General features: G+C 41.0%; 21 protein-coding genes and 1 tRNA gene. 14 read left to right on the top strand and 8 right to left on the bottom strand.

The annotated features are described in order from the left end of the window. Positions 1-93: 93 nt before the first annotated feature. The gene (locus AACU32_RS28040) at positions 94-1,812 is read left to right on the top strand and encodes an S-layer homology domain-containing protein (protein WP_096604462.1); all 1,719 of its coding nucleotides are present in this window, start codon (positions 94-96) and stop codon (positions 1,810-1,812) included. 294 nt (positions 1,813-2,106) lie between these two features. Here the strand turns inward: AACU32_RS28040 and AACU32_RS28035 are convergent, their stop codons facing one another. Both AACU32_RS28035 and AACU32_RS28030 read right to left on the bottom strand, forming a co-directional pair. Then, entirely contained in the window at positions 2,107-3,132 is a 1,026-nt protein-coding gene (locus tag AACU32_RS28035) for a mechanosensitive ion channel family protein (RefSeq protein WP_096604460.1), read from the bottom strand. A gap of 66 nt (positions 3,133-3,198) precedes the next feature. Further along, positions 3,199-3,720, bottom strand: a complete 522-nt coding sequence (locus AACU32_RS28030; protein WP_096604458.1) for a hypothetical protein — start codon at positions 3,718-3,720, stop codon at positions 3,199-3,201. A 154-nt stretch (positions 3,721-3,874) separates the two neighbouring features. Between AACU32_RS28030 and AACU32_RS28025 the strand changes: the two genes are divergently transcribed. From AACU32_RS28025 to AACU32_RS27990, 8 genes are all read left to right on the top strand, one after another. After that, a complete protein-coding gene (locus AACU32_RS28025; protein ID WP_096604456.1) occupies positions 3,875-4,786 on the top strand; it encodes a histone deacetylase family protein in 912 nt (303 codons plus the stop codon). A 77-nt stretch (positions 4,787-4,863) separates the two neighbouring features. Then, entirely contained in the window at positions 4,864-9,366 is a 4,503-nt protein-coding gene (locus tag AACU32_RS28020) for a translation initiation factor IF-2 N-terminal domain-containing protein (protein WP_096604454.1), read from the top strand. Further along, positions 9,344-11,227, top strand: coding sequence for a hypothetical protein (locus tag AACU32_RS28015; RefSeq protein WP_096604452.1), 1,884 nt, complete (start codon positions 9,344-9,346; stop codon positions 11,225-11,227). Before AACU32_RS28020 ends, AACU32_RS28015 begins: the two co-directional genes overlap by 23 nt. A 550-nt stretch (positions 11,228-11,777) precedes the next feature. Then, a complete protein-coding gene (gene gshA, locus AACU32_RS28010; RefSeq protein ID WP_096604450.1) occupies positions 11,778-12,917 on the top strand; it encodes a glutamate--cysteine ligase in 1,140 nt (379 codons plus the stop codon). 283 nt (positions 12,918-13,200) lie between these two features. Continuing rightward, positions 13,201-13,662, top strand: a complete 462-nt coding sequence (locus AACU32_RS28005; protein WP_096604448.1) for a tRNA (cytidine(34)-2'-O)-methyltransferase — start codon at positions 13,201-13,203, stop codon at positions 13,660-13,662. Positions 13,663-14,194: 532 nt separating this feature from the next. Then, a complete protein-coding gene (locus AACU32_RS28000) occupies positions 14,195-14,374 on the top strand; it encodes a hypothetical protein (RefSeq protein ID WP_339378333.1) in 180 nt (59 codons plus the stop codon). A gap of 210 nt (positions 14,375-14,584) precedes the next feature. Further along, positions 14,585-16,912 carry a peptidoglycan DD-metalloendopeptidase family protein gene (locus AACU32_RS27995; RefSeq protein ID WP_096604446.1) on the top strand — a complete coding sequence of 776 codons (2,328 nt, stop codon included), beginning with the start codon at positions 14,585-14,587 and terminating at the stop codon, positions 16,910-16,912. A gap of 338 nt (positions 16,913-17,250) precedes the next feature. Continuing rightward, positions 17,251-17,324 (top strand) — tRNA-Met (locus tag AACU32_RS27990). Between the two features lie 136 nt (positions 17,325-17,460). Here the strand turns inward: AACU32_RS27990 and AACU32_RS27985 are convergent. From AACU32_RS27985 to csaB, 4 genes are all read right to left on the bottom strand, one after another. Then, the gene (locus tag AACU32_RS27985; RefSeq protein WP_339378332.1) at positions 17,461-17,751 is read right to left on the bottom strand and encodes a hypothetical protein; all 291 of its coding nucleotides are present in this window, start codon (positions 17,749-17,751) and stop codon (positions 17,461-17,463) included. Positions 17,752-17,823: 72 nt separating this feature from the next. Then, a complete protein-coding gene (locus AACU32_RS27980) occupies positions 17,824-18,192 on the bottom strand; it encodes a type II toxin-antitoxin system PemK/MazF family toxin (RefSeq protein WP_096604444.1) in 369 nt (122 codons plus the stop codon). Continuing rightward, complete coding sequence (locus tag AACU32_RS27975) at positions 18,189-18,464, bottom strand: ribbon-helix-helix domain-containing protein (RefSeq protein WP_096604442.1); 276 nt, start codon at positions 18,462-18,464, stop codon at positions 18,189-18,191. The genes AACU32_RS27980 and AACU32_RS27975 overlap by 4 nt, the downstream gene beginning before the upstream one ends. A 48-nt stretch (positions 18,465-18,512) precedes the next feature. After that, on the bottom strand, positions 18,513-19,571 hold the full coding sequence (gene csaB / locus AACU32_RS27970; RefSeq protein ID WP_096604440.1) for a polysaccharide pyruvyl transferase CsaB: 1,059 nt from the start codon (positions 19,569-19,571) through the stop codon (positions 18,513-18,515). Positions 19,572-19,824: 253 nt separating this feature from the next. On the opposite strand from csaB, the gene AACU32_RS27965 reads away from it, so the two are divergent. From AACU32_RS27965 to AACU32_RS27950, 4 genes are all read left to right on the top strand, one after another. After that, positions 19,825-20,172: a DUF2499 domain-containing protein gene (locus AACU32_RS27965; protein WP_096604438.1), complete on the top strand. Its 348-nt coding sequence runs from the start codon at positions 19,825-19,827 to the stop codon at positions 20,170-20,172. Continuing rightward, on the top strand, positions 20,169-20,483 hold the full coding sequence (locus tag AACU32_RS27960; RefSeq protein WP_096604436.1) for a DUF3593 domain-containing protein: 315 nt from the start codon (positions 20,169-20,171) through the stop codon (positions 20,481-20,483). Before AACU32_RS27965 ends, AACU32_RS27960 begins: the two co-directional genes overlap by 4 nt. A gap of 32 nt (positions 20,484-20,515) precedes the next feature. Continuing rightward, entirely contained in the window at positions 20,516-21,289 is a 774-nt protein-coding gene (hisA, locus tag AACU32_RS27955; RefSeq protein WP_096604434.1) for a 1-(5-phosphoribosyl)-5-[(5-phosphoribosylamino)methylideneamino]imidazole-4-carboxamide isomerase, read from the top strand. 199 nt (positions 21,290-21,488) lie between these two features. Further along, a complete protein-coding gene (locus tag AACU32_RS27950) occupies positions 21,489-21,614 on the top strand; it encodes a hypothetical protein (RefSeq protein ID WP_339378331.1) in 126 nt (41 codons plus the stop codon). Between the two features lie 531 nt (positions 21,615-22,145). Here the strand turns inward: AACU32_RS27950 and AACU32_RS27945 are convergent. Continuing rightward, positions 22,146-23,225, bottom strand: coding sequence for a hypothetical protein (locus tag AACU32_RS27945; protein ID WP_096604432.1), 1,080 nt, complete (start codon positions 23,223-23,225; stop codon positions 22,146-22,148). Between the two features lie 67 nt (positions 23,226-23,292). Next, positions 23,293-24,276, bottom strand: coding sequence for a hypothetical protein (locus AACU32_RS27940; RefSeq protein WP_096604430.1), 984 nt, complete (start codon positions 24,274-24,276; stop codon positions 23,293-23,295). A 461-nt stretch (positions 24,277-24,737) separates the two neighbouring features. On the opposite strand from AACU32_RS27940, the gene AACU32_RS27935 reads away from it, so the two are divergent. Further along, positions 24,738-25,490 carry a winged helix-turn-helix domain-containing protein gene (locus tag AACU32_RS27935; protein ID WP_096604428.1) on the top strand — a complete coding sequence of 251 codons (753 nt, stop codon included), beginning with the start codon at positions 24,738-24,740 and terminating at the stop codon, positions 25,488-25,490. The last annotated feature ends 47 nt before the right edge of the window (positions 25,491-25,537 follow it).

Here is a 25,537-nt window from a genome sequence, read left to right as displayed (position 1 = left end):
ATTATCGATGTTAGTTTCATCAAAATTACGGGATTAATAGTCCAAGGGAAGATAAATTTCCCTTGACCTAATAGCCCATCGGTATGGACTGAGATGAAACATATAAATCAGAGTTACTTAGCTTACTTCAGCAAGGTTGTTGTGGCTGCTACCTTTATAGCAATGTTTTCGCCAACAGCTTATGCCTACAAGGCTTCAGGGTCTTCTACCAACGTTGCACCAACAATCGGAAATTCCCCGAGTCAACAACTTTTAGCTAATGAATCCACTCGCGAAGAAGTAGAAACGACCAGTAACAGAACTATTCGGCGACGAACTTTGACCACAGAACGTCGCAACCAGGTAACTAGTAGTAGTAATTCCGTAAAGGGTAAAGCAACTAATTTTACTCTTGCTATTTTGCAACCTGCTGGCAATTTTTCGGAAGTAATTACCCGCGTTTCTGTTAAGGGTAAACGTGGCAAAGGTTATTTAAAAGAAAGGTTTTTAGGCGATTACAAGTACAAGATTAAACAAAAAGCCAAATTTGTGAAGGGCTTAAGAGCAGGCGATCGCGTGGTCGTGCGGTTGTATGATACTCAAAACCGCTTTATTGGCTACAGCGAATTTGAATGTTTGACAGCAAACACCGCAGTCAACTTAATCTTGTCTGAGAACCCCAGTGAATATCAAGTTGTGCGCACTGTGTATGGTGTTGATGCGAACTCCGACGGCAAAATTGACGCAGGTACTACCACTTACGACTACTTCACCCAAGTTAGCGACGAACGTGTTAGTTTCCTAAGTAGTTCCCAGTCCCTCAATGTTAGCCAATTCCAAGTTCAGGGTTGGTCAGCAGTTCCAGCCACCAGCGTTTATCCTACTTCTTTTAGTCAAGGTGAGTATACTTTGGTGCGCCAATCAATAAATGCTTTTAGCTATAATTTGGCTTCCGCTTTGAAGGCTAGGCCTGGTGAATTGGTAGATTTAATTCAGGTTAGCGATGACAGTAGTTCTGTCTACAATGTCAGCCAGATGATGATGATGTATCGAAAGTTTGGTGTAGATAGTAGTGTTCCAATCAAGTTTGACGATGTATCAGAAAACCACTGGGCTAAAGATTTTATTGCAGAATTAGCAGCCTTACAAATTATCCAAGGTTTTCCCGATGGTAGTTTCCGTCCAGATGAACAATTGACTCGCGCCCAATTTGCGGCGATGCTGAGTCAGGCTTTTGACAAGGTACAAGTTCGCAATCCCATCAGTTTTAGGGATGTTTCTACCAAGCACTGGGCTTATAATGCTATCCGCGAAGCTTATTCCACAGGCTTTTTAGCTGTTTCCGGTAGTCAATTCAATCCGGCGCAAAGTCTTTCTCGCCTAGAAGTTTTGCTAACCATCGCTAGAGGGCTAAACTACACATTTAGCGGTTCTACCGAAACGATTTTAGCAGCCTACACCGATATTACTTCAATTCGTAGCGATGTGCGCAGTGCGATCGCAGCACTCACACAACGGGGTATTGTCGTCAATTATCCTGATGTCCAAACCCTAAATGCTGATAAAGTAGCAACCAGAGCTGAAGTTACTGCTTTGATATACAAATCATTAGTCAGTACTGGTGAAGTGGCAGATATATCCTCTAAGTATGCTGTAGAAAAAATCCAGCGTTCTGAAGTTCTCGACCAGGGTGAAATTGAGGTAGAAAATAAAAAACCACGCCGTCATTGTAACCAAGGAATAGGTAATGGTGCGGAAGGATGCGACCCCGGTAATTCTCATCCTCACGGTGGTAGCAACGATGAAGGGGGACGAACTCCAGGTAGAAAATAATAATTAAACGAACTCCTCTTTGATGCGGCTATTGTGTACACACAAAGAATTTCGTTCTTTAGGGGTGGGGTTTCCCCGCCCTTAACTATTGACGTGACGACAATCCACAAAACCAAATCATTTTTTTAACATTTTTAGCGTGAGTTCGACGGAACCTCACCCAAACCCCTTCCCTACAAAGGAAAGGGCAAAAAATCTACAACTTGGTAAGCAATAACAAGGTTTTTAAGCCTCTCCCCGTTGCGGGGAGAGGTTTGGAGAGGAGTTCTTTAGATTTGTCGAACTCACGTATTTTTAGCGTTCGATTCTTGCAGAATTTTCTTGCATATATAATTCTCTAGTTGGAAAAGGTATTTTAATTCCTTCTTCTTGATAGCGCTTGTGCAACTTCTTAATAAATAAATGTTTGCCAATGCGCTGGTCAAAAAACTCATTGACGCGCATATATAAAGTAAAATCTATACTGAAATCACTAAATTTGTTAAACCTGATGTAAGGTTCATTGGCGATTAAGTCTGGTGCTATTTCTTGCATCACTTCTTTAGCCACTTGAACAGTGACTTTTTCTACATGTTCTAAATCGCTATCATAATCAACACCAACATTAAGTGTTAATGTAATTTCTTTGACTGGCAAATGATAATTAATAAAAATTGCCGAGCCTAATTTAATATTGGGTACAATTATGACGTTATTAGAAAGCTCTCTAATCGTTGTATTTCGCCAAGAAATATCTATTACATATCCTTCATGGCTATCTTCTAGTTTTACATAATCTCCGGTTCTGACTTGCTTGGAAATCAATAAATAAAAACCAGAAAACAAATTTTCTAAAGTATCTTTGAGTGCTAAACCAACTGCCAAACCACTAATACCTAATGTTGTGACTATTGGTGTAATTTCTACACCTACTGTTTGTAATAAAATTAATGACCCTAGAACTAAGACAGAAACCTTTGCGATATTAGACACTAGTGATGCTGAAACACCTTCGGTTCTGTGGGTGAATAAATTCACAAAACCAGCAGTCAATCGCCCCAAAACTAGCGTCACTGAGTATAGTACAATTATCGTAACGATTTTTTGCAGTAAGTTAGCAACATCTGGCTTGATTGGCGCACTCAGAATTGCTGCCAAAAATCCTGCAAGCACAAACCAAATAAAGGTCATGCGATGCAGGGAGGAAAATATAATTTCACTTCCAGGAAGTTTTGTCTTGATAACAAATATTTTCAACTTCTTGAAAAGAAATTTTTCCGCAATTATTCCAGATAGTAAGCCAGCTAGAATAAATACAATCGGCAGAATCCAATCCATCATGATCAAGTTTAAATTAGATATTTAAGATTAGGGTACTGAGTGAGGGTAACTCACTCCTGGTAAATTTTACCTTGTAAGTTGCCGAAGTAACTGTTTAAGATTTTCTGGACTCATAGTAACTTTTACCTCCAACTGTTGCGTCGCATCCTGTAAAGTGAGGATGTAGTTTTCAGCAGATGGATTATATAAATATTGGGGATTTGTGAGCGAAATTGTTTGATAGGTAATTGTCTCTAAACCTACTCTGATAACTAGTTCTTTTTGTGACTGGGGGAAAATATATAAATATTGGCGGAGACTATCAAGTATTAGTTTGTAGGGCGTAGTGTTCCGTTCCTCAGGGGAATCAGGTTTCCGCCAATAGAGAGTAATACCACGAATTTCTGGATTTGCGATCGCAAAATTTTCATCAAACCGTTTTGCTTCCCAGTCGAGTTGCTCAACTTCTTTATTTTCAGTAATTATTCTGTGTTGCCATGTAACTTGTTTACTATTAAGGCTTTCCCACCATTGACGAATGGTAGCTAGGTTTTGCGGATTATCAGGATTGCCACTACCTGATTGCCACAGGGTTTTTACTTGCATCATAGACTACAAAACAAGCACTGGGACTTGATGGCTATGTTTTCTTTGTCACTTTTAGTGTAAACATTTATCGAAGATATCGCGGGGATGAGGAGACACAGGGACGAAGTGACGCGGTGACGCGGGGAAATAATCAAATGACTATTGACTATTGACTATGGACTTACCAATTATTTATCACCCAGATTACATTGCGCCGCTACCTCCAGGACATCGCTTCCCGATGTCGAAGTTCCAAAAATTATACGAATTGCTGTTAGCTGATGGGGTGGTGGAACAATGTCATACTCCTCAATCTCCGGCTCCAGAATTGATAGAGTTGGTTCACACTAGCGACTACGTTCAAGCTTACTGTCAGGGAACCTTGGATGCGAAAGCACAACGACGCATCGGGTTACCTTGGAGTCCAGCCCTGGCGAATCGTACCTGTGTAGCGGTTGGTGGTACAATACTCACTGCCCAACTAGCACTAACTCAAGGTTTAGCTTGCAATACTGCGGGTGGAACGCACCATGCCTTTCCTAGTTATGGATCTGGTTTTTGTATTTTCAACGATTTAGCAGTTGCATCTCGCGTGTTACAAAAATTCGGACTTGTGCAAAAAATCTTAATTGTGGATTTAGATGTCCACCAAGGCGATGGTACAGCGTTTATTTTCCAAGACGACGACAGCGTATTTACCTTTTCGATGCATTGCGAAGTCAATTTTCCCGGTACAAAGCAGAACAGTGATTTGGATGTTCCCCTACCAGTAGGAATGGAAGATGATGCCTATTTGCAAACCTTAGCCAACTACCTACCCGATTTATTATCTCAACTAAAACCAGATATAGTTTTTTATGATGCCGGAGTAGATCCCCATGTAGGCGATCGCCTGGGAAAATTAGCATTAACCGACACTGGCATTTTCCGTCGCGAAATGCAAGTTCTTAGCACCTGTGTCAGCGCCGGTTACCCAGTCGCCTGCGTTATAGGTGGCGGTTACGCCGATGACTTAAACTCCCTCGTCTGGCGACACTCACTACTACATCGCGCTGCTAGCGAAGTCTACCGACAATATCAACTCTAAATCTTGCTTTGCGCCTTTGCGCCTTTGCGTGAGAATTTTATAATTAGGACTTACGCGCAAGTAACCCAAGTTGCTGGATGAACAAACCCAAAATCAGAATCTACGAACTATCAAGCGAATTAAAAGTAGATAGCAAAAAGCTACTAGCAATTTGCTCTCAACTCAACATTACAGCCACAAGCCCCAGTAGTAGCATCTCTGAATTCGAGGCGGAACGAGTTCGTAAAGTCGCCAAACCACCAGCCAGCAAACCAGCAACCAGCAAAGTTGCTGCATCAAGGATGAAAAAAGCCTCCGAAGATTGGGGGTATATGTTCGTAGGTTCGACAGTTGATAGTGTCATCCGCCATCTGGAAGACGCATCCACCCTGGCAGCATATCCCGAATTTGGGGAACGCCGAGAATACGCCCACGAGTTAATGTTTGAATGTGTCGGACAAAGGCCTTGTCTATTTTACATCCGTCGCAAAGGTGCAGGTAAAGCGGCAAAAGAAGAAATTTGGGAATTGATTATCGCCACAGACTCAGAAGATAGTAAATTACCCACCAGACTCCAAAAGCTAGGAAAAACCTTAGCATTTAAAGCTGCCGTCCAACCAAATAGTGACAACGGTTTAAAGCTACTGTCTGTCTACTTACTCCCACCCTCACGGGGACAAGCTGATGGCTATGCTGTACCTTTCCGCTTACGGCTTTTGCCTAACCATGAGCATCATATTGGCGTTCCCTCTTCAGTATTTACACTGATAGCTAACGCGCCAGTTTGTGGTGACTATGTCCCAACAGAAGCACAACTCAAAGCTTGGAAAGCATTTTTGCAGATTGAAGAAAAAATTGCCCAAGCACGTCAATTCTGTGTTCCTTACACCAGTCAAAACCACAATTTTAAAAGGCGAATCAGTTTTGAAATTGATCTCACCTCAGCAACCATTGACGGTTCTCCTGAAAATCCTTTGGATGGAGAAAATTTTTGGCAACGGGTAAGAAAAGCCAGAAACGACGATTTAAAGCTATTTGAGAATGCACCCACAGGAAAAAATTGGCAAGAAGGTAGGCTACTAGGTTCTATTGAAGAAGTTGACCCTAAACGCGGCACAATTAGTGTCAACCTAGAACGGGATTTAGCTGAGTATATAACCAGCGGACGTTATCAACTTCCCACCACTGGATTTTTATGTTTTGAAGCATTAGGTGATATTAGACAAATTCAGCGGAAGAAAAAAGCTTTAGATGATTTAAATAATGGACGCACCCAAAATCCTTATTTAGGCAATTTTCTCTTCGATGCTTCCCAAGCTAGACCGATTCAAAAAACTGTGCATCTAGAAGCCGAAGCATTACTATTATCATCTGCTAACCCTGGTCAAAAAGCAGCAGTTGAAACCGTACTTTCAGCCGAAGATTTGGTTTTAATTCAAGGGCCACCTGGTACAGGTAAAACTACTGTAATTGCGGAAATTTGCTATCAAATCGCCTTAAGAGGTGGACGTACTCTCATAGCTTCCCAAGCGAATTTAGCAGTTGATAACGCCCTCAGCCGCTTAGTTCATAACCCAGTAATTCGAGCGATTCGCAAAGGACGGGCGGAAAAAGTTGGAGAAGAAGGACAGCCTTTTTTAGAAGACCAAGTAATTGGTACTTGGTTAGAAAATACGGCGACTGATTGCGAAACCAATCTTAGCAAACGCCGTCAAAATGTCGAAATTTATCGTCAATTACTTACATCAGCACAAAAATTTAATGCTTACTTCCAAGCAGAGTCAGAATTTCAACAAAGTCAACAGGAAGTAAATCAACGCTTACCAAAATTAGAGGTTAATGCTAAAAACCAAGAAGCACTTTATCAGGAAGCCTTAGCCAAAAAAAGTCAGGTGGAAACTTTGATATCTGGGTTAGAAAATCTCCTTATAGCTCCAAATATTGTCAATTGGGAAGCCCCAGAAATCACAAATTTCTTACCCCATCTTAAACCATATACAGAAAATAACGATTTAGTTAAAACCTTTTTACTTAATGTTAGCAAAGCCATCAGCTTAACCGATGCACTTGGCTTAGTTCGTCCTCAATGTGGTGCTTTTGGGTTAGCCGTTTGGCTACGAGATACTGTAGAGTTGGGAATTCCTGAATTTAGAACCGCATTAATTTATGCACAAAGTGCAACTGTAGCGATGTTAGAAGTTGCAGCCGCAGTGGAGGTTTTTAAACAGCATTCTCATAATTTACAGCAGTTAGAAAAAAATCATCAGCAATTCTTTACTAAACAGCAAAGTCTACAACAAACAATCCAAACTTGGGAAAACCGCAAACAAGAAATTGATGTGGTAATAAATGCTGTGAAAGAATGGAAATCGACAGCAAATAATCGCGTGGCTGAAATTTTGGCTAATTCTCGCCAAACCCCGCAACCATTAACAGTAGATTTATTCCAATTACCACCAGAATTGATCATACTGGCTAAGTCTTTAAAAATCTCTCTGTTGCCAGCTAACTATATAGTTAATCTACCAGATTGGGAGTTATTGACAAAAGCCATATCTTATGAAATAGAGGGTAACTTTACCGATAGAAAAGGTAAACAGCATAGTTTTAGCTATTTTTTACAGCAAAGTTTTAGCCAAATTCCCCTAGTATTAGAAACAAGCGATTACACTCAATGGCAAGCAATTCACCAACAATTTAATAACTATCAATATCTCCCAGTCAATCAGCGCCAAACTTTAGTTGAAACTACGCAGATTTTTTTCCACAGAATCCAACAAACTTATAGCGCTGTATGGGAAGGAGATAATATCCCATCTACTCTGAACCGAATTACCCAAGCACTCATAGAAATTATCTTAGCAAATGCGCGTCAGTGTGTTTTTCAAGTCAAAACGGAAACAGAAAAACAACTGCAACATCTGCAAGCACAATTAAATGAACTTCAAAATAATGAAGTTGCACAACCTCAAATATTAAATGCTCAAAACCAGATAGAAATAGCTAGACAAGATGCTAATCTAAAACTAGAAAGAGCAATCAATATTTTGCAAGAACTAAATCAACAGTCAAATGTCCCCAATCAACTGCGAACTTTAGCTGACCAATATCTCACAACCCAAGCCAAGATTTGGGAACATCCTCAAGAATTTTCCAAATCTGTGCATACTTGGATAAATCACCTCAGTCAGCTAGAAACTTTAATTACATCAATAGAACCTTTTGCTGTTTTAACAAATATCCAATGTTCTCTCCAGGAACAACTATCAAGGTTAGAAGCAGAAACTGCAATTTTTCAGCAACAGCTTGATACCCTAAAAAACAAACTAGCTGAATTAGCGCAAAAAAATCAACCCCAACCATCAGATGCTTTATTATTACAGCGTCAATGGTGGGATAGAGAATGGCAAATATTACCTGATAAGTTTAAGCCCAAATCTCCCCCTCATAACTTATACGATTTAGAATTTTTACGCACCATCAAATCTCATTTTGATTTGGGAGAACAGCAACTAACTGAAGATGAAACCCATCTCCAGAAATATCAAGGATTTATCCAAGATTGGATTGAAAAAGTACGTAACCCATCAGAACGCGATCGCAATGATTTAAGACAAATCTATTTAGATAATTCTAACGTCGTTGGTATCACTTGTGTACAAGCCGCCGGAAGAGATTTTTCTGAAGAATTTCAATACTTTGATGTTGTCATCATTGATGAAGTCAGTAAGTGTACGCCACCAGAATTACTCATCCCAGCCTTGAAGGGTAAAAAATTAGTTATGGTCGGTGACCATCGCCAATTACCACCCATGCTAGATACTAATACTTTAGAAGAAGTTGTCCAAGAAATTGGCAGTAGCAGAGAAGAATTGCAATTTTTAGAAGAATCACTATTTAAAAGTCAATTTGAAGAAGCAGACCCAAGCATCAAACAAATGCTAACTACCCAATATCGAATGCACCCTGATATTATGGGCGCAATCAATCAATTTTATGAGGGTAAACTAGAATGTGGAATTTTGCACCCTGATATTAAACGCGCCCATGATTTAGCCGGGGAAATTATTCAACCACAACACCATTTAATTTGGGTGAAAATGCCCAAAGAAAGTGAATTTCAAGAACAGCGGGAAGGAACGTCTTTATATAATATTCAGGAAATTGATGTCATTGAACGCCTCTGTCAGCAATTTGAAAATACTTGGGCTGCAAAAGTTGCTTGTGGGGAACCGAAAAAAGAAATAGCTGTAATTACATTTTATGGCGCGCAACTGCGAAAAATTGACGAACGTCTCCAATCAGAACTTTTCCCTTCCTTGCAAATTCGTACTGGTACAGTTGACCGATTTCAAGGTATGGAACGCCCAGTTGTAATTGTCAGTATGGTGCGCAACAATAATAAAGGCGATGTCGGATTTGCTAAAAAGTCAGAACGAGTGAATGTAGCTTTTTCTCGCGCTCAAGAATTACTGGTAATTGTGGGTTGTCACGATTTATTTACCCAACAACCAGGTAAAGTCGGTAATATGTACTCAGAGGTTGCTAATATTGTCAGTCATCATGGAGGTTTTATTGATGTTTCTCGCATCTTCAGCTAAACCAATTGATGACAGTCTCCAAAATCTAGTAGCCGAAATTGAAACGCAAAATTCTCATTTATCCGTTGTCGCAGCCCGTCAATTACGCTATAGTTTGCAGCAAACAACTGTAGAACTTACTATTACAGAACCCCGTCCATTTAATGTACTGGAAGAATTTATTATTCGTGCGGGAATTCAATTTGAACCACCACCAACAGCCAATGAATTAGCATCCCTACTAGGATTAGATGCAGTATTCGTGCAAAGTACAATTAAAAATTTACAGAAATTACAAACTCTCGCACAGAAATCGCCAATTACAGTTACCGAACAAGGACGCTTATTTTATGATAAAGGTGCTGTACCCCAGCCACCATACGCTGTCCAAATTCACGCGATTACAGATTCTTTAGGCGAAACTCTAACTTTTCAAGCTGAACCATTAAATGAAGTAGTTATTAATCTACCCAGTTTGGCAAGTGTTTTGCAACTTAATGAGCAAAATAATAAGATTTCTACTGTTAGCTTAGAGCAAATCCAAAAAAGTCTGCAAGCTTCAGATGTCGGACTTCATGTACCAGAAGTAGGAAAAATTGTCACAGCTTTTAGAGTGATAGGTTCTACTCAAACTATTTGGCGAAAAATCTCACTATTTCTGATTTTTGATGCTAAAGCAGATAAATTGAGCATCCAACTGCGACGCGGAAAGCAGATTTTAGATTCACACTCAAAATGGCTGGAAATATTACTATCTGAAGGTAAAATTTCTTTAGATGCTGTATGTAAACTACCCAGTGAAAGCCTAAATTTTGACCGAGAATCCACCCAAAATTATCAAAATAGCGAAACAGAAGCCAAACTGCAAAAGCTTCGTCAACAGGCTTTAGAAAGTAGTAAGCAAAAACAAGTAATTCAATTACGCGATCGCCAAATTAATCAAAGCTTCTTAGAAATCATCAATGCAGCCAAACAGCAGATAATTATTTATTGTCCTTGGATACATCATTTAAATATAAACGACGAATTGATAACTTTATTAGAAACCTTAGCCAAACGCGGTGTTTGGATGTTAATTGGCTATGGTATAGAGGCAGATAAAGTAATTTTATCAGAAATAAAAGAAAAACTGCAAGCAATCAAAACACCTGAAGGTTTACCATCTATACAGATTTTTTGCTTAGAGAATTACCCTGTTAAAGAGATAATAGTTGATCGGCAAATTTATCTTTGTGGTTCCTATCAATGGCTTGCTGTTAACGGCTACCAAATACCATTAGGCGAGTCAGTTTATCAAGTAACAATACCCCAGCAAGTCCAGGAAGCCTATGAATTTTTATCTCATCGTTGCCAAAATCATGCTCAACAATTATGGCAGGAAGCTTTAGAAAATCGTGATACTCAATTAGCTGTAGAATCTTTGTGTATGTGGGGGGTGCTGGGTAAAGCAGAAATCGCACTTACAGAAATAGCCAACAATAACTGGCTGGAACTGCTACCAATATGGCTAAATGTGGTAATTCATAGTTTAAGGTCGAATAATTTAGGAGATGATTCAGCAATTTTGAAATCAGCGTTTTTATTGCTCAGTCAGGTTGAAGAGGAAGCAGCTTTTATTGAGCCATTACAACAAGGATATCGTCAAATTATCAGCGCGATCGCCAAAAATAACCCCAGTACTGCTGTAAATTTACTTAGCAATGAAGTGTGGACGCAGTTTCTTCGTCTCAACATAGCCAACCAGAGTGATTCACCGGATGAATTTATCTCACAACAGATTTCACCTCCAAAAACAAGGCGAAAAACTGGGGAAACTGAAATCAATAAGAAAAGACGAACCGCCAAGAACGCCAAGAACGCCAAGTCAGAGAATCTTCCCTAGCCCCTAGCCCCTAGCCCCTAGTCCCTATTTTCAAGTTAGAGATTGACGATATTTAAGTGTAAGTTTATAGAAAATTGGTATAAGTTTATGGGAAGATAAAAAATAGGGGATTATTTGCCTCTATCCAAAATTTGGTATTAACCCCTTGTAGGCGATCGCTCAGGAAAATTAACTGCAACTAATACTGCCATTTTCTATCGGAAAATGCAGGTTATTGAATAAATAACCTTTATCCCATCTCTTGGTTCATTGGGGCGATTATACCGATGCTCTCAAGTGATTTTTTTGGCAGCATTCCTGATTACCTAAAGCTGCCAATTAGGTCTATCGCCTTTTGGGATCATTTAAAAATGGTTAATGATGAATCACTAATACTAAGGGCATAAATTGTTTATGCCTTTAGTATTCTTGATTTGGTGAGTAACCAATGAAATGCTGATGGTGACTGGTTTGTGGTGAAAATACCCAAAGAGAACTTAGCCCCAACATCAATGCAGAAAATCGTGTTATTGGCTACAATTTATAGGCTAGGAGAGCCGAGGAGAATAAAGTGAGCTTATCAAAAGGCTTTGAAATTGAGATGTATACTGGCACACCTCAAGGTGAAATTGTCGGTCTCTCTGACAAAATTGTTGAGGCTTTAGACGGATTTGTGCGTGAGCCAGATAGCCGCAACGTGGAATACATAACCAAGCCCTTACACAGCTATGAGCGGCTATTGTGTGCATTAGTGCGTCCTCGGCAACAACTACGCCATTACCTTAAGCAATTGGGTGATTATACGTTAATTCCCGGCAGTACTCTGTCTTTGGGTAGGAGCGATCGCTTCTTCCGTTCCGATCCCACAAATCCCTATCACGACTACATCGAGCAAACCTATGGCACAAAAGTAGTCACAGCTAGCGTACATATTAACGTCGGTATCAGCGATCCAGAACTATTAATGCGGGCTTGTCGCGTAATTCGCACAGAAGCCCCCTTATTTCTCGCCCTGAGCGCGTCCTCTCCTTTCCTGGATGGTAAAGCCACTGGCTATCACTCTACCCGTTGGGGGCTATTTCCCCACACACCAGCCCATGTACCTTTATTTGAGAGCCACGCCCATCATATTCAATGGGTAGAACAACAGCTAGCTGCTGGGACAATGCAAAATGTCCGGCATTTATGGGCATCAGTACGCCCCAATGGCGATCGCCGTCCCTATGACTTAAATCGGCTGGAATTGCGAATTTGTGATTTAGTCACAGATCCAATTTCCCTACTAGCAATTACAGCCTTATTAGAAGCCCGGTTGTTGCAAATCATCGCCAACCCAGAAATTGATCCCTTAACCCAAAGTATCTTTTCTCCTGAAGAACTGCTCACCATCACTGCAAACAACGAAGCAGCAGCAGCCGTGGCGAGTCTGGATGCACCGCTTCAGCATTGGCAAGATGGCAGAACCATCATCGCCAGAGATTGGATTCAACAAATGTACCAAGAAGTTTGGGCGATCGCCAAACAACAAGGGTTTAGTTGTTTCCTTTCTCCCTTACACAAAATTCTCCGCGAAGGAAATGAAGCCCAACAGTGGTTACAGTTACATTCAGTCGGGGTTGATTCAGGGCGCGTTATCTCCCAAGCAATTATTGCCATTCAAGAACGGGAGCTGGAATTAGAGGATAAATTGTGTTCCCCCTCAATGGTGTAGCACTACATACGCGAATATCTGGCAAATGGTAAATTGCTTTGGAGGTATGAAAAACCCCCTAGTCAGGCGCTAATAGCTGTAATAACAAAAAATTATTATTCACCGATCTGAGTTAACAAAACTCTCAAAAAATATTTTGAGAGTTAATTTTCTTTGTTTTAAAAATCTAATCATTTGGTAGAGCTTGATAATTATTAACAAAACCTATAGATAGTTGATATCCATTGGTAAAATGTGTCGAGGTGATACATTGTTGTTTAAAATACATTCTAACCACTGAAAAATGCCCCAGGTAGTTTTAGTAAATCCCCTCATTCCCCCGAATACAGGCAATATTGCCCGTACTTGTGCTGCTACAGGTACAGAATTACATTTGGTAGGGCCTTTAGGGTTTGAAATTAGCGATCGCTACCTCAAAAGAGCTGGTTTAGATTACTGGCCTTACGTGAAGCTAAACTATCATGAATCGCTAGAAGCGTTTAAAGACGTGCATCAGCAACGTGGAGGTAGATGCTTGGGTTTTACTGTTCGGGGCAATTTTAATTATGCTCAATTTCAGTTTCAAGCAGATGACTGGCTGCTGTTTGGGAGTGAAACCGCAGGCTTACCGGCAACAGTTATCTCTGCTTGTGATGCCACTCTCTACATTCCCATGACTGAACCTCATGTTCGCAGCTTGAATCTTTCTGTGAGTGTAGCAGTCAGCTTATTTGAAGCCCGCCGCCAATTGGGTTATTTACAATAAAAACCTCCCCATGAATCGAGGAATCTCTGGAGCACAAAGGCAAGGTGAATGAGGGAGTGTGGGGAGAATATAAAAAAGCTTCCCACCCAATGCCCCATGCCCCATGACAAGCAAAACGAGTAAACTTTTGAGAAAGAAAAATAAGTAAAAACACTTATCCATTCAGGGATTCAATTGCCGAAATTAATTACTTGGGCAAATATATCGATTGTTACAGCCAAAATTATGTGAATGGTTATACTGGAGTCTGTAAGCTTTTCCTAAGCAAGGTAAAAATTACTGACAAACTTAGGTGAGCTTATATAAGAAATTTGTATCTAAAATTCCGGTCGATTCGCCAATTGAATGATAGTTTTTGATGAATTTCAATTATCCCCAAACTTGGGAACAAAATGGGTAAAACCTAGTCTTATAGGGCATTTAGTCATTTTTGGCTCAAGGAATAATTGAAAGGAGCGCAAAAGTAGCTGCGAGATAATACGGTTGTCTTTTAGGGAATAATCAACGTAAAGTCTCGTGTTGGGTAGACGGATTGGATAGAAATCTCTTGAAGATATCTACAGCAAGGAGATTTGCTTTTTCAGAAGTCGTGGCGAATCAATTGCTGCATTGCAACAGTGGAGATGGCAAAGTCTATATGTTTGTCCAGTCCCAGCTAATTCAGCAATATCGACAAAGACAACTGCAAGCAGCAAAAAATCCTCAGGTGTGAGGAATGGAACGGACAAGTCAGCACAGCAATTTTAAGTTTTGCTAACAGGTGTGAACTTGTCTAAATCAGAGAAGCAGGTTAATCTTGCGTAAGTATCTCTGGTGGGTGTGATCTTGATCAATCTTCAGATGTGATCTAAATCATTGACTAGTATCAGACTGAAAAAACAATTGAGGTCAGTTAAGCGCTAGTGATCATAGGAGGTCGTCTTTGAAAAGAGCATTGAAAAAGAGAGTAAAGGCTGTGCTGAAAAATTCCAAGAGCAGTGAAGGTGCCCCGGTAGAACAGTCAAATATGAATAATTCTGGAGTGAACCACCGGGCACGCACACAAGCCGCCATGATTGGCTTGGCAATCTCAATGGGAGCAACCAGTCTTTTGGTGACTCGACAAAGCGATCAAGCCCAAGCAGCGGCTCCTGTAGGCAGCCAAAAGGCAGCCTCAACAGTTCCTGCTGTTCCTGACACTGAGATGAAATTTGCTCCCGCAAAGCTGGATACCCAAACCGTCTCATTCGTGAGCGTGCCGGAAAATCCCGTCATCGTGGAACCAACAGCAATTTCACAAGTGCCTGGGCTTGAAGCTAAATTGCAATTAGCAGCGAATGGAATGTCTGTGCCAGTTCCAGCATCACAATCAGCTGCCAAAGCCACAACAACCTATAAAAGTTCTTACTATCAGCAGGCCGAATTAGTAAAGCGCTTACAAGCAGGCAACAAACTAAAACAAGTACAGAAACTTTCTATTGCTAATAGTGTAGTTAACTCACCAACTACATCCGTGACAGTACCAGCAACAGAAAATCAAGCTGCCGAAAGTGAAGTTACTGCTCAATTGAAGGCGCAGCAAGAATTTGCTCTAAATCGCTTACAAGAAAAATCGAACCGTTTAAAACAAAGTCTGGCGGAGTTGCGGTCTGAGGAGACCCAAAATTCATCACAAGTTAACACTGGTTTGGCTCAAACCACATCTGTAGTTGAAAAAGCGCCACAAATCAACACAAGCAGGATTACAACAGAGCAAACACCAACCAATACTGATGCTAACAAAGCTAGCCTGATATCTAAGCTAAAACAGGCAAAAGCTAATCCAGCTACTACGGCTAATACAGCTACGACAGCTACTACTGCGCCCGTAGTCACACCTGTACCAGCCCCAATCAAAGCTGCTGCGCCATCAGCTGGTGTGGGCTACGAAGTAAAGCCAGGAGATACCCTAGCGGCGATCGCTAGCAATTACGGTACTTCAGTTTCTGAGTTAGCTAAGGCAAATCATCTTAACAATCCAAATCAACTGCAAATCAGTCAAAAATTGGTTATCCCATCTGCTGGAGTGGAGAGCAGCAATGCTAGCCAATCCACGTTAGCGATTAACCCGACTGTAGAGCAGCCTAATGTTACTGCCAAAGTAGCACCATCCCCTGTGAACACTGCTGTTGTCAACCCTACTGTACCTGCTACACCACAGTTACCAGTCGTTGCCAACAATAGCAGTGTCACTGTACCAACAGCAGTAACTGCGAACAGCCAGATTCCGACCAACACCGCAGTCTCAAAAACAAACCCCAGCCCAGCTAACTCTTATGGGATGGGTGGTGATAGTCCGGTGCCAACGGTTTTTACGGAAATGCAGTCCAATCAAAAACCGCAGAAGCTAGCCAGCACTAAAAGTAACGAGCGCCTCCAAAGCTTACAAGCAGAAATTCAGCGATTGCGGGAAAAATACCGTGCCCAACAAGCGGGTGTGGTAACACCAGCAGTCAACGAAAATAATAATCCTGCGGTGGCAGTCCCCGTTCTTAATCCGAGTAATTTTGCGGTAACTAGCCCGACTACGCCACGGAATTCGGTGCAAATTCCTGTACCTGCACCCATTGGCACGACTAACTATACAGTCCAACCAATCAAGCCTGTATACCGTGCAACTCAACCTACTAACGAGCCAGTCAATCCAGAGTTCTTCTCCAACCAAGCCCCTGGCCGCAAGACACCTGCTGTAAGAATTGCCACCCCTCCCAGAGGTGTCAATGCTTCTGACTCCTTAGGCAAAATGCAGGGAACTACAGTTTCTCCTAGTGGTTTACCGGCTTTGTCAGCAGTGGATCAATATCTACCCAAACCAATTGACGAAGCTATACCCCCACCATCTTCGTCATCCGTAGCTTACATTTGGCCTGCCAAGGGTGTCCTGACATCTGGCTATGGTTGGCGCTGGGGAAGAATGCACAAGGGAATTGACGTTGCTAACTCCACCGGTACGCCGGTTTACGCCTCAGCTGACGGTGTGATCGAAAAAGCAGGCTGGAACAACGGTGGCTACGGCAATCTTGTAGATATCCGCCATCCTGATGGCAGTATGACTCGCTATGGTCATAACAGCAAGATTCTAGTGCAGCCTGGTCAGCAAGTCCATCAAGGAGACACAATTGCCCTTATGGGTAGCACTGGTTTCAGTACTGGTCCACACAGCCATTTTGAAATCCATCCCTCAGGTAAGGGTGCTGTTAACCCAATTACCTTGCTGGCAAATCGTATCTAGTTTCTCTGGTCAATGGTCAATGGTCAATGGTCATTGGTCATTTATCAAGAAGGCAAGAAGGCAAGAAGGCAATATAGGTTCCTCTGCCCCCAGATCACTGAGCGTAGTCGTACCCTACGGGAAGCAAGCTACGCGTAGCGGACGCATCAGAAGTGCTGCTCCCTTGCCCCTCTGCCTTCTTCATCCCCCCTTCCGCGTCCCCAGTCAATACTATTGACTCTGGACTATTGACAACCCTAAGCTTGATTGTGCCACTTGCCTAAGTCCTAAAAATTAGTTGCCAGCTAGACTAGCAATGATTGAGTTTTTCTGCTATATTTAGAAATGTGAAAAAACAAGGCTCAGTAGCTCAGTTGGTTAGAGCACGGGACTCATAAGCCTGGGGTCGTTGGTTCAAATCCGACCTGAGCCACTTTTAAAAAATAATCAGCGTAAGGGTTTCAGCCGATAGTCGAAGTTGTAGGACTAGCGGCTTTTAGCTGTAAATTCCTGACTTTGACTATGAATTGACTATTCAACAGAAACTTTATAGCCAGCATAGTCGGCACTCAAAATGGACATAAAAGTAAATAACGAGCAACTTCCAGCAATGTAGGTGCGACAAGTGTTTCCCGTCTTGCTGTCTCGCTGCTCAAACTCACTTGTAGTAAAAATTCATCAATTCGCTGTCGTAATTCTGGCAACCGCTCTAAATTGCGATCGCTGCGTGGTAACTCCATTCGCGTTTTTAACAAACCATAACCCAATTCCGCTAAAATTTCGTCAGCTTCATAAGGCATTTCAAAATAGGAGCGAAATGTGTAAGATTGCCCTTCTTGCAAAAGATGACGACGAGTCATGATTTTTGTGTTTGCAGCTACACACTCAATTACTATTCAATTTTAGTGCGAGCGCTCAAATTATCAGGACTGTTAAACATCATCCTCGTCATTTAATTGACCCAGTAAATCCAACGCAATCAACAAAGCCTGATTAAGTTTTGTGATGACTTCATCAGAAACAGTCCCTCGCAGACGCAACAAACGAGATTTCGACAAAACCCTCACCTGATCCGCCATAGCAATAGAATCTTTATCTAATCCTCCATCGGGTGCTTGAATTAATACCTGAGTTGGAAATACTCGCTTTGTGCTTCGATAAGTCGTACAGGGAACTGCTAAAACTACAGGGCTGTTAGCATTAATTACGTCACGACTAACAATAATTACTGGACGAACTCCTCCCTGTTCAGAACCTTCGGTTGGATCTAAACGCGCATCATATAAATCACCGCGTTTCATTCTTCTGATTTCATTAATTTAAGAGCCTCCCATTGAGCAGTTGCAAATTCCGCTTCCATTTGTAAAACTTCCTGTTGATAATCTACATCATTAACCATCTCTGCTAACTGTGCATCAATTTTTGCTCGTTTTAGCGCTTCTAATTCCCGACGTAACGCTTTAGCAATAAACTCGCTACGATTTTTTGCTTTCCCCTCCTGTACAGCTTTATCAGTTGCTACTAATAGTTCAGATGGTATTGCTACATCGTTAAGAATAATTAAGTTATCCATAGGAAATAATTTAACCAAGTTTCTAGTTAATATCTATGGTGACACAATTTAAAAATACCCCAATCCCCGCTCTGTCAACGCTTCAGATAACACGTCACGATGCATCAAAGCTCGATCCACCAAAGACTGAATTTTCTCAGATGAAAGCGGATCGCCATTGGCGTAATGCTCGATCCAAGTCTGACTAATTAAATTGGGATCATCTGGTAAATTAGCTAAATCCCAACCAGGCATTTCTAATTCTTCCATGAGGCGATTTACCTTGGGATCGTAACTGAGAGCAAAACAGCGACAACCTTCAGCTGCTGCCATAATTAAGCTGTGCAGGCGCATTCCAATTGTCATTTCTACGCCGCGATACACACCCTTGAGAAGCTGGGGATCTTCCAGACACATAATTTGGCTCACATCTTTAAGATGGAGTTTAATGGCTTCAGCAATGCTTAAATCTTCACTTTTTTGAAATGGTAAGAGTAGGATAAAAGCTTGCGTGGCTTTTTGGAAATCAACCAAAGCGCGAGTTAAATTTGCCAAGCGCGTTTCTGTAAGTTGGGAATGCGATCGCAAAGTTACCGCAACTCTAGGGGCTGGTAAATCCCAAAGTCCGGGGACGGGTTTAGACTCCAACGCCCAAACCGGGTCAGGCGCAAGAATACAAGGAATTTGCCAATCAGACAACAAAGCAGCACTAGCGCGATCGCGGACACTAATTTTTGTACAACCTGCAAAAGTCTGTCGTGCTAACCAACGAGTTTGCGGACGCTTCAACGGCCCAATTCCCTGACCCCAAGCCACAGTTTTTAAACCCATTTGCTGTGCCAAAGTCATCAGTCCCCCATAATATAAAGGATTGAGCGCACTAGTCACATCTTGGATTAAACTGCCACCACCCCAAATAAAAGCATCACAAGACCGCAAAGCTTGCAGTACAGGTAAAAAAGCCATGCGATCATAAGATTCTACCCCATAGCGATCGCGGGTTTGCTCTGGATTACCAGAAAGCACCACAGGTGTAACATGAGGCGGTAACATTTGCAAAAGCGTTGCCAATAAAGCTTCGTCACCACCATTACCTTTTCCGTAATACCCAGATAATAACGCCCGCATCGGTTTCCTTTTTGATTTGAGATTTTGCTTGCTCGAGTTTTTTTGCACCTGATTCTCTATCAGTTATACAGAAATTAGGTGAGATGGCTGCCATACTTCCCAAAAAATCCGATTTTTCTTATGGGAAGATGGGGAAAGGAGCAGGGAAGGGGACAAGGGAAGGGGGACAAGGAGGAGAAATAACTTTTGACTCTTGACTCTTGACTCTTGACTTTTGACTTTTGACTTTTAACTTTTGACTTTTGACTTACTTATGCACGCCCTTTCGATTCCCACCTGGATTATTCATGTTTCTAGCGTCATTGAGTGGATTGCCGCTATTTGGCTAATCTGGACTTATGGCGAACTCACTGGTAACCGGACTTGGTGGGGATTATCCTTCGCCATGTTACCTGCTTTAGTTAGCGCTATGTGTGCTTGCACCTGGCACTATTTCGACAATCCAGAATCTTTAGAATGGCTGGTAACACTTCAAGCTACCATGACCTTAGTTGGTAATTTTACCCTTTGGGCAGCTGCGGTGTGGATTTGGCGTTCTACCAAGTCTGCTCACAAGGGAATAGATTCTGTTGCAGCCCAACCTATTAAATCAGAGCAATGATATCTAAAGACGCCCTTTTTGCCCTTTCACTGTTTCCTTATTTGGGTTTCTTGTGGTTTATCAGCCGCAGTCAGCAAATGCCACGTTTGGCTTTGTATGGATTTTACGGCACTTTAGTATTTGTTGGTGTCACCATCCCAGCGGGAATTTATGCCAAAGTCCATTATGGCAAAGCTTTGGCGAATGTCGATTGGCTCCACGGTGGTGCAGAAGTTTTTTTGACCCTGGCTAACATCTTGATCGTGCTAGGTTTCTGGCAAGCTGTAAAGCAGTTAAAACTGAAAACTTCCACAGATAAAACCCACATATAGTTAGCTTTGTGATTGCATAGAGGATGAGGCAAATGGATGTAATTCCAGCAATTGATTTATTAGCAGGCCGCTGTGTGCGACTTTATCAGGGAGACTACGATCGCTCGCAAGTTTTTAGCGAAAACCCTGCTGATGTTGCTAAACAGTGGGTTGATCAAGGTGCAGCTAGGCTACATGTGGTGGATCTTGATGGTGCCAAAGCTGGTAAAATAGTAAACTTGGGGGCAATAGAAGCGATCGCTCAAGCAGTATCAGTACCGATTCAAGTCGGTGGGGGATTGCGCGACAAAGCCAGTGTACAGCAGCTTTTCAATACAGGCGTACAACGGGCGATTCTCGGAACCATCGCCGTCGAACAACCCCAATTAGTACAGCAACTGTGTCAAGAATTTCCCGGACAGATTATTATTGGTATTGATGCCCGTAATGGACTCGTAGCCACTCGCGGTTGGCTAGAAACCTCAGAAGTTTTATCCACCCAATTAGCTGTACAAATGCAAGAATTGGGAGCAGCGGCGATCATCTACACCGATATCCATCGTGATGGTACACTCTCCGGGCCAAATTTAGAAGCTTTGCGAGAACTAGTTGCCACAATTTCCATACCAGTAATCGCCTCTGGTGGCGTGAGTTCTGTGACCGATTTGTTAAGCTTGCTAGCATTAGAACCACAAGGCGTGACTGGTGTAATTGTTGGTCGTGCCTTGTATACTGGTGATATTGACCTCAAAGAAGCATTGCGTGCGATCGGTCCAGGGCGAATTCAAGATATTCCACCCAATCTAGACTTTTCCTCATTTGCTTAACATTTGCCTCCCTTCTCTGAAATCAGATGTATGTGTAGGGGTGGGGTTTCCCCATCCTTTACCACCATCCACAACACGCAATCATTGCTTAAATCGGTATGAGGCTACCAGTTAGTTCTTTTTTGAAATTTTCCGGATTAATAATTTATACTCTTGTAGTCCAATTTGTAGAGAGTTAACAATCAATGATTGTGTTCCTATGAAACGCCCACAACCACCCAACAATGGCAAGCCAGACAAAACTGAGCCTGGTGCTTTCAGGTTAAACAGTAACAAAAAAAGTGACAATCAACAGCAGTCCAAAAAACGCGATGAAACAAACTAAGTTTCTAGCTGTTAAATTTTTGATTGATTAATTTTAAATTTTTTTTAATTTATTTTTTTAACAATAATGGGTTTCCTTTTTTGTAGAGACGTAAAATCATAACGTCTCTATTTTTTTTACTATTTTTTATTTGTTGTCAATTGACAATTATTTAAAATATAAATTCTTTAAAGAGTTTCCGTAAATGCCCTGAGACATCATGTAGATTAAAACATAGATAAATCGCTCCTTCGTAACAGGTTTAAACTTATGTCCAATCAACAACGTAATTCCCAGACCGCAACCAACAAAAATAATAAAGAAAGTAAAACACCAACTAGTAGGAAACAACCGGGAGATAATGGGACTCCACGTAAGACACAGCCATAACTTTGATGTTTGGTAACTTCATTCGTAATCAGGACTTCCAGCAGTGGATTTTAAAGCACACTCTAATTTGACTATCAACACATCATCATTAATCATATAAACTAGTATCAACAACAAGATCCCGGACTTCTTAAAGAAGTCCGGGATCTCAAGCTGCACATCTTATTTGTTTTTTACCTGACTTTTAGCCTGTTCTAAAGCTATTTCTTTAATCGCTTGATATGAATTCACATTCGCAGTTCCTTCAATAGCTTTCACTGCTAAATCTTGAACTTGTTTAAGCGCAGATTCCAGTTGTTTAGAAAGGTTTTGAAGGCGATTATCTTGATTAGTAATAGTCTGTTCTAAAGATTGCAATCTTTGTTCATAAAAACGCTTCTGTCCTTCTACTTCTTTACCGTATAAATCTGATTTAATTTTAGCTTGATAATAAGCAATACCCTTGCCTTCTTCTGTGGCTTTTTTGAGAGCAGCTTCTTTTTCTTTAGGAAAGACTTCTACCTTCGCTTTAGCTTCTTCAAATTGTTTTTCTCGTTCGGCAATTACTTTTTCGCGTTCAGACCAATTTTTCTCTGTTTCTTGCTGAAATTCTTCTAATTGCTTATTTAATTCTTTTTGCTCCTGTTCGTATTCATCTTTTGCTAACTTCCGCTGAAGTTCTAAACTATATTTATATTCTGCTTCATCTCTTTGGCGACTTTTTTTGAGACTTTCATCTCGTTCTTTGCTTAATCTGTTATTTTCTTCTTGTTCTTTGAGCCAAGTCTTTCTTTGCTCATCTATTTCTTGCAATAAAACTTCTTTTTGCTGACTGAACTCTTCTTGATATCTCTTGGAATTATCTTCATAAGTACTGATGAGAGTATCCAAAATATCTTCAGAAATTTCTAAATTATGTAGTTGCTTTAGTTGTTCTACTTCTTGCTCGACATTTTCTCTAATTTCTGCTAGTTTCGATGCCTGTGTAGTTAACTGTTCGGATAATTCATTTGCCGCACTACCAAAGCCTAACTGAATTTTAGCCAAGCTTTCAATGGTATAATTCATCTTTTGCTGAACAGTAGATGGCTGATTCATAGCAGTTTTTGGCTCTAATTTTGGCTGATTTTTGATAACAGATTGGGTTTCTTTCAAGGCTTGATTCAGTTGTGTTTTAACTGCTGCTGTCTCTTTCGCTAACTCTTCGTAAGCCTGAAGAATTTCAGCTTTAGTACTCTTATCGGTTGGTTTTTTAGCTACCACAACAAACCTCCATGATTTCCAAAAGCATTTACTAACTAAATTAAGATTCTCAAGAGCAAATTAATCACTATTTAGCATGAGAACTATCAAAAGCTCTCATTGCTAAGTCTTGCGCCTGTTTTAATGCAGTTTGGAGTTGAGCAGAAATTCCTTCAATTTGCTCGGTTTGTTTTTTAATCGTTTCTTCTAAAGATTGAATTTTTAATTCGTAACTTTGTTTGCTAGCTTCCCACTCTTTTTCAAACAAATCAGCTTCGACTTTAGCCTTTTGGGTGGTTTCTTTAATTGCTTCTTCCCTGGCTTTCTTAACTGCTTCTTCCAACTCATTGGGAAAAGCTACTACTTTTTGCTGGTATTCTGTAAATAAAGGTTGACGTTCAGTGAGAATTTTTTCCCTTTCCGCCCAGTTTTTCTCTTTCTGTTGGGTGCTTTCTTGTATTTCCCGTTCTAAATTGCGTTTCCGCGCTTCATAAGCATCTGTAGTTAGTTTTCTAGTTGTTTCTAACTTATATTGATATTCTTCTGCTTCGGAAGTGCGTTGTTTAGCTAACAATTCGTTGTAGGCTTGGAGTGCTTCTTCATATTCTGCTTGATCTTTTTGCCACTCTTTGCGCCTAATTGTAATTTCTTTTTCTAAAGCTTCTCGTTTACTAGCAATTTCTTGTTCGAGAATTTTTAACTTTTCTTGATGTTCTTGATTTAAAATATCTAAAGCATCTGCTACTATCCTGATTTGCTGAAGCTCTTGTAACTGCTGCGTTTCAATTTCTATAGCTCGATTTAATTCATCTAATTTAGAGTTTTCTTGAGCTAATTTTTCAGATAGTGCATTGACAATGCCACCGAATTCTAATTGTAAATCAGCTAAACCTTTAACAATACTATCAACAGTGTATGTAGAAGCAGCCGCCAGAATTTCTTGATTTTTTGCCTTTTCTGCTGATTCTTGTTTCGTGGCTATTTTTGATTCTAATTTTTTCCTTTCTGCCAGAATTTGTTGAAAAGCTTGTGCTATTTGTTGTTTGCTGTCTTTGACTGCAACTGTAGTCATACTTCAACTCCTGTAAACATACAACAATTTCATCAGGTAGCAAGGCATACCAAAACTTACTCGATGCAGACATCAGAGTAGCCTGTAAATCAGCTTTTTCAGCAGGGGGTAAATACTGAAAGGTAGAATCAAAAGGCACTTTCTGGTTTCAGAAAATGTCGATACAGATCAAGTTTTGTGTGTAGCTAAATAGTATATTTGTACTATTAATAGTACTAGATTGAATTTGCTATTGTCAAGACGCAATTGTCGTCATAAAGAAACTTCAAGTTATGAAGTTACTGCAAACTTGCTTGGCAGGAGTAACAGGGATATTTATAATATGTTAGGTAATGTTACGGATGTTACGTTTTATAAATTAAGCCAGCAGATGTAGAAGTGCAAAGACGCTCAGGCAAGATAATTGATCCAATTGCCATTGCGATCGCACAACAGACCAAAACTTTTGTGATATCAATCTAATGTATACTAGTGAATCGACCAAGTTTTCCACCAAAGCAGACATCGGGCAAACTAGCCGGATTCTCATAGTCGAAGATGAAGAACTGATCCGAGAAATGGTAGTTGTAGCATTGGAGGAGGAAGGCTATGAGGTAGTCACGACCACAGATGGGCGGTCGGCTGTAGAATATCTCAAAAGTTGTGAACCCAACTCAGGGGAAGAATCCTTTGACTTGGTAATCCTTGATTTAATGCTGCCACAGATCAATGGATTAGATATTTGTCGCTTGTTGCGTCATCAAGGAAACCCAGTACCCATTTTAATGATTAGCGCCAAAGGTAGCGAAACTGACCGTGTTCTGGGCTTAGAAGTGGGAGCAGATGACTATCTAACCAAACCCTTTAGTATGCGGGAATTAGTGGCTCGCTGTCGTGCGTTACTTCGCCGTCAACGCTTCAGCGCTGTGCCGCAACTACCTATCCTAAAATACAAGGAAGTCAGCTTAAATCCCCAAGAGTGTCGCGTACTGGTTCGCGGTCAAGAGGTGAATTTGTCGCCCAAAGAGTTTCGACTGCTAGAACTGTTTATGAGTTATGCTCGCCGTGTGTGGTCGCGGGAACAACTGTTAGATCAAGTTTGGGGTCCAGATTTTGTCGGAGATAGTAAAACTGTAGATGTTCACATCCGTTGGTTGCGGGAAAAATTAGAGTTAGACCCCAGTCGTCCCGAGTATATTGTGACTGTCAGAGGTTTTGGCTATCGATTTGGATAAATGTGGGCGATAATTGTTAGTTTTTAGTTGTGATCAAGCAACTAATG

This window comes from Calothrix sp. NIES-2100 (genome assembly GCF_963875285.1).
In the GTDB taxonomy this organism is placed as follows: Bacteria; Cyanobacteriota; Cyanobacteriia; order Cyanobacteriales; family Nostocaceae; genus Aulosira.
The sequence above is the reverse complement of the archived record's forward strand: the minus strand, read 5'-3'. Positions and strand labels throughout refer to the sequence as shown.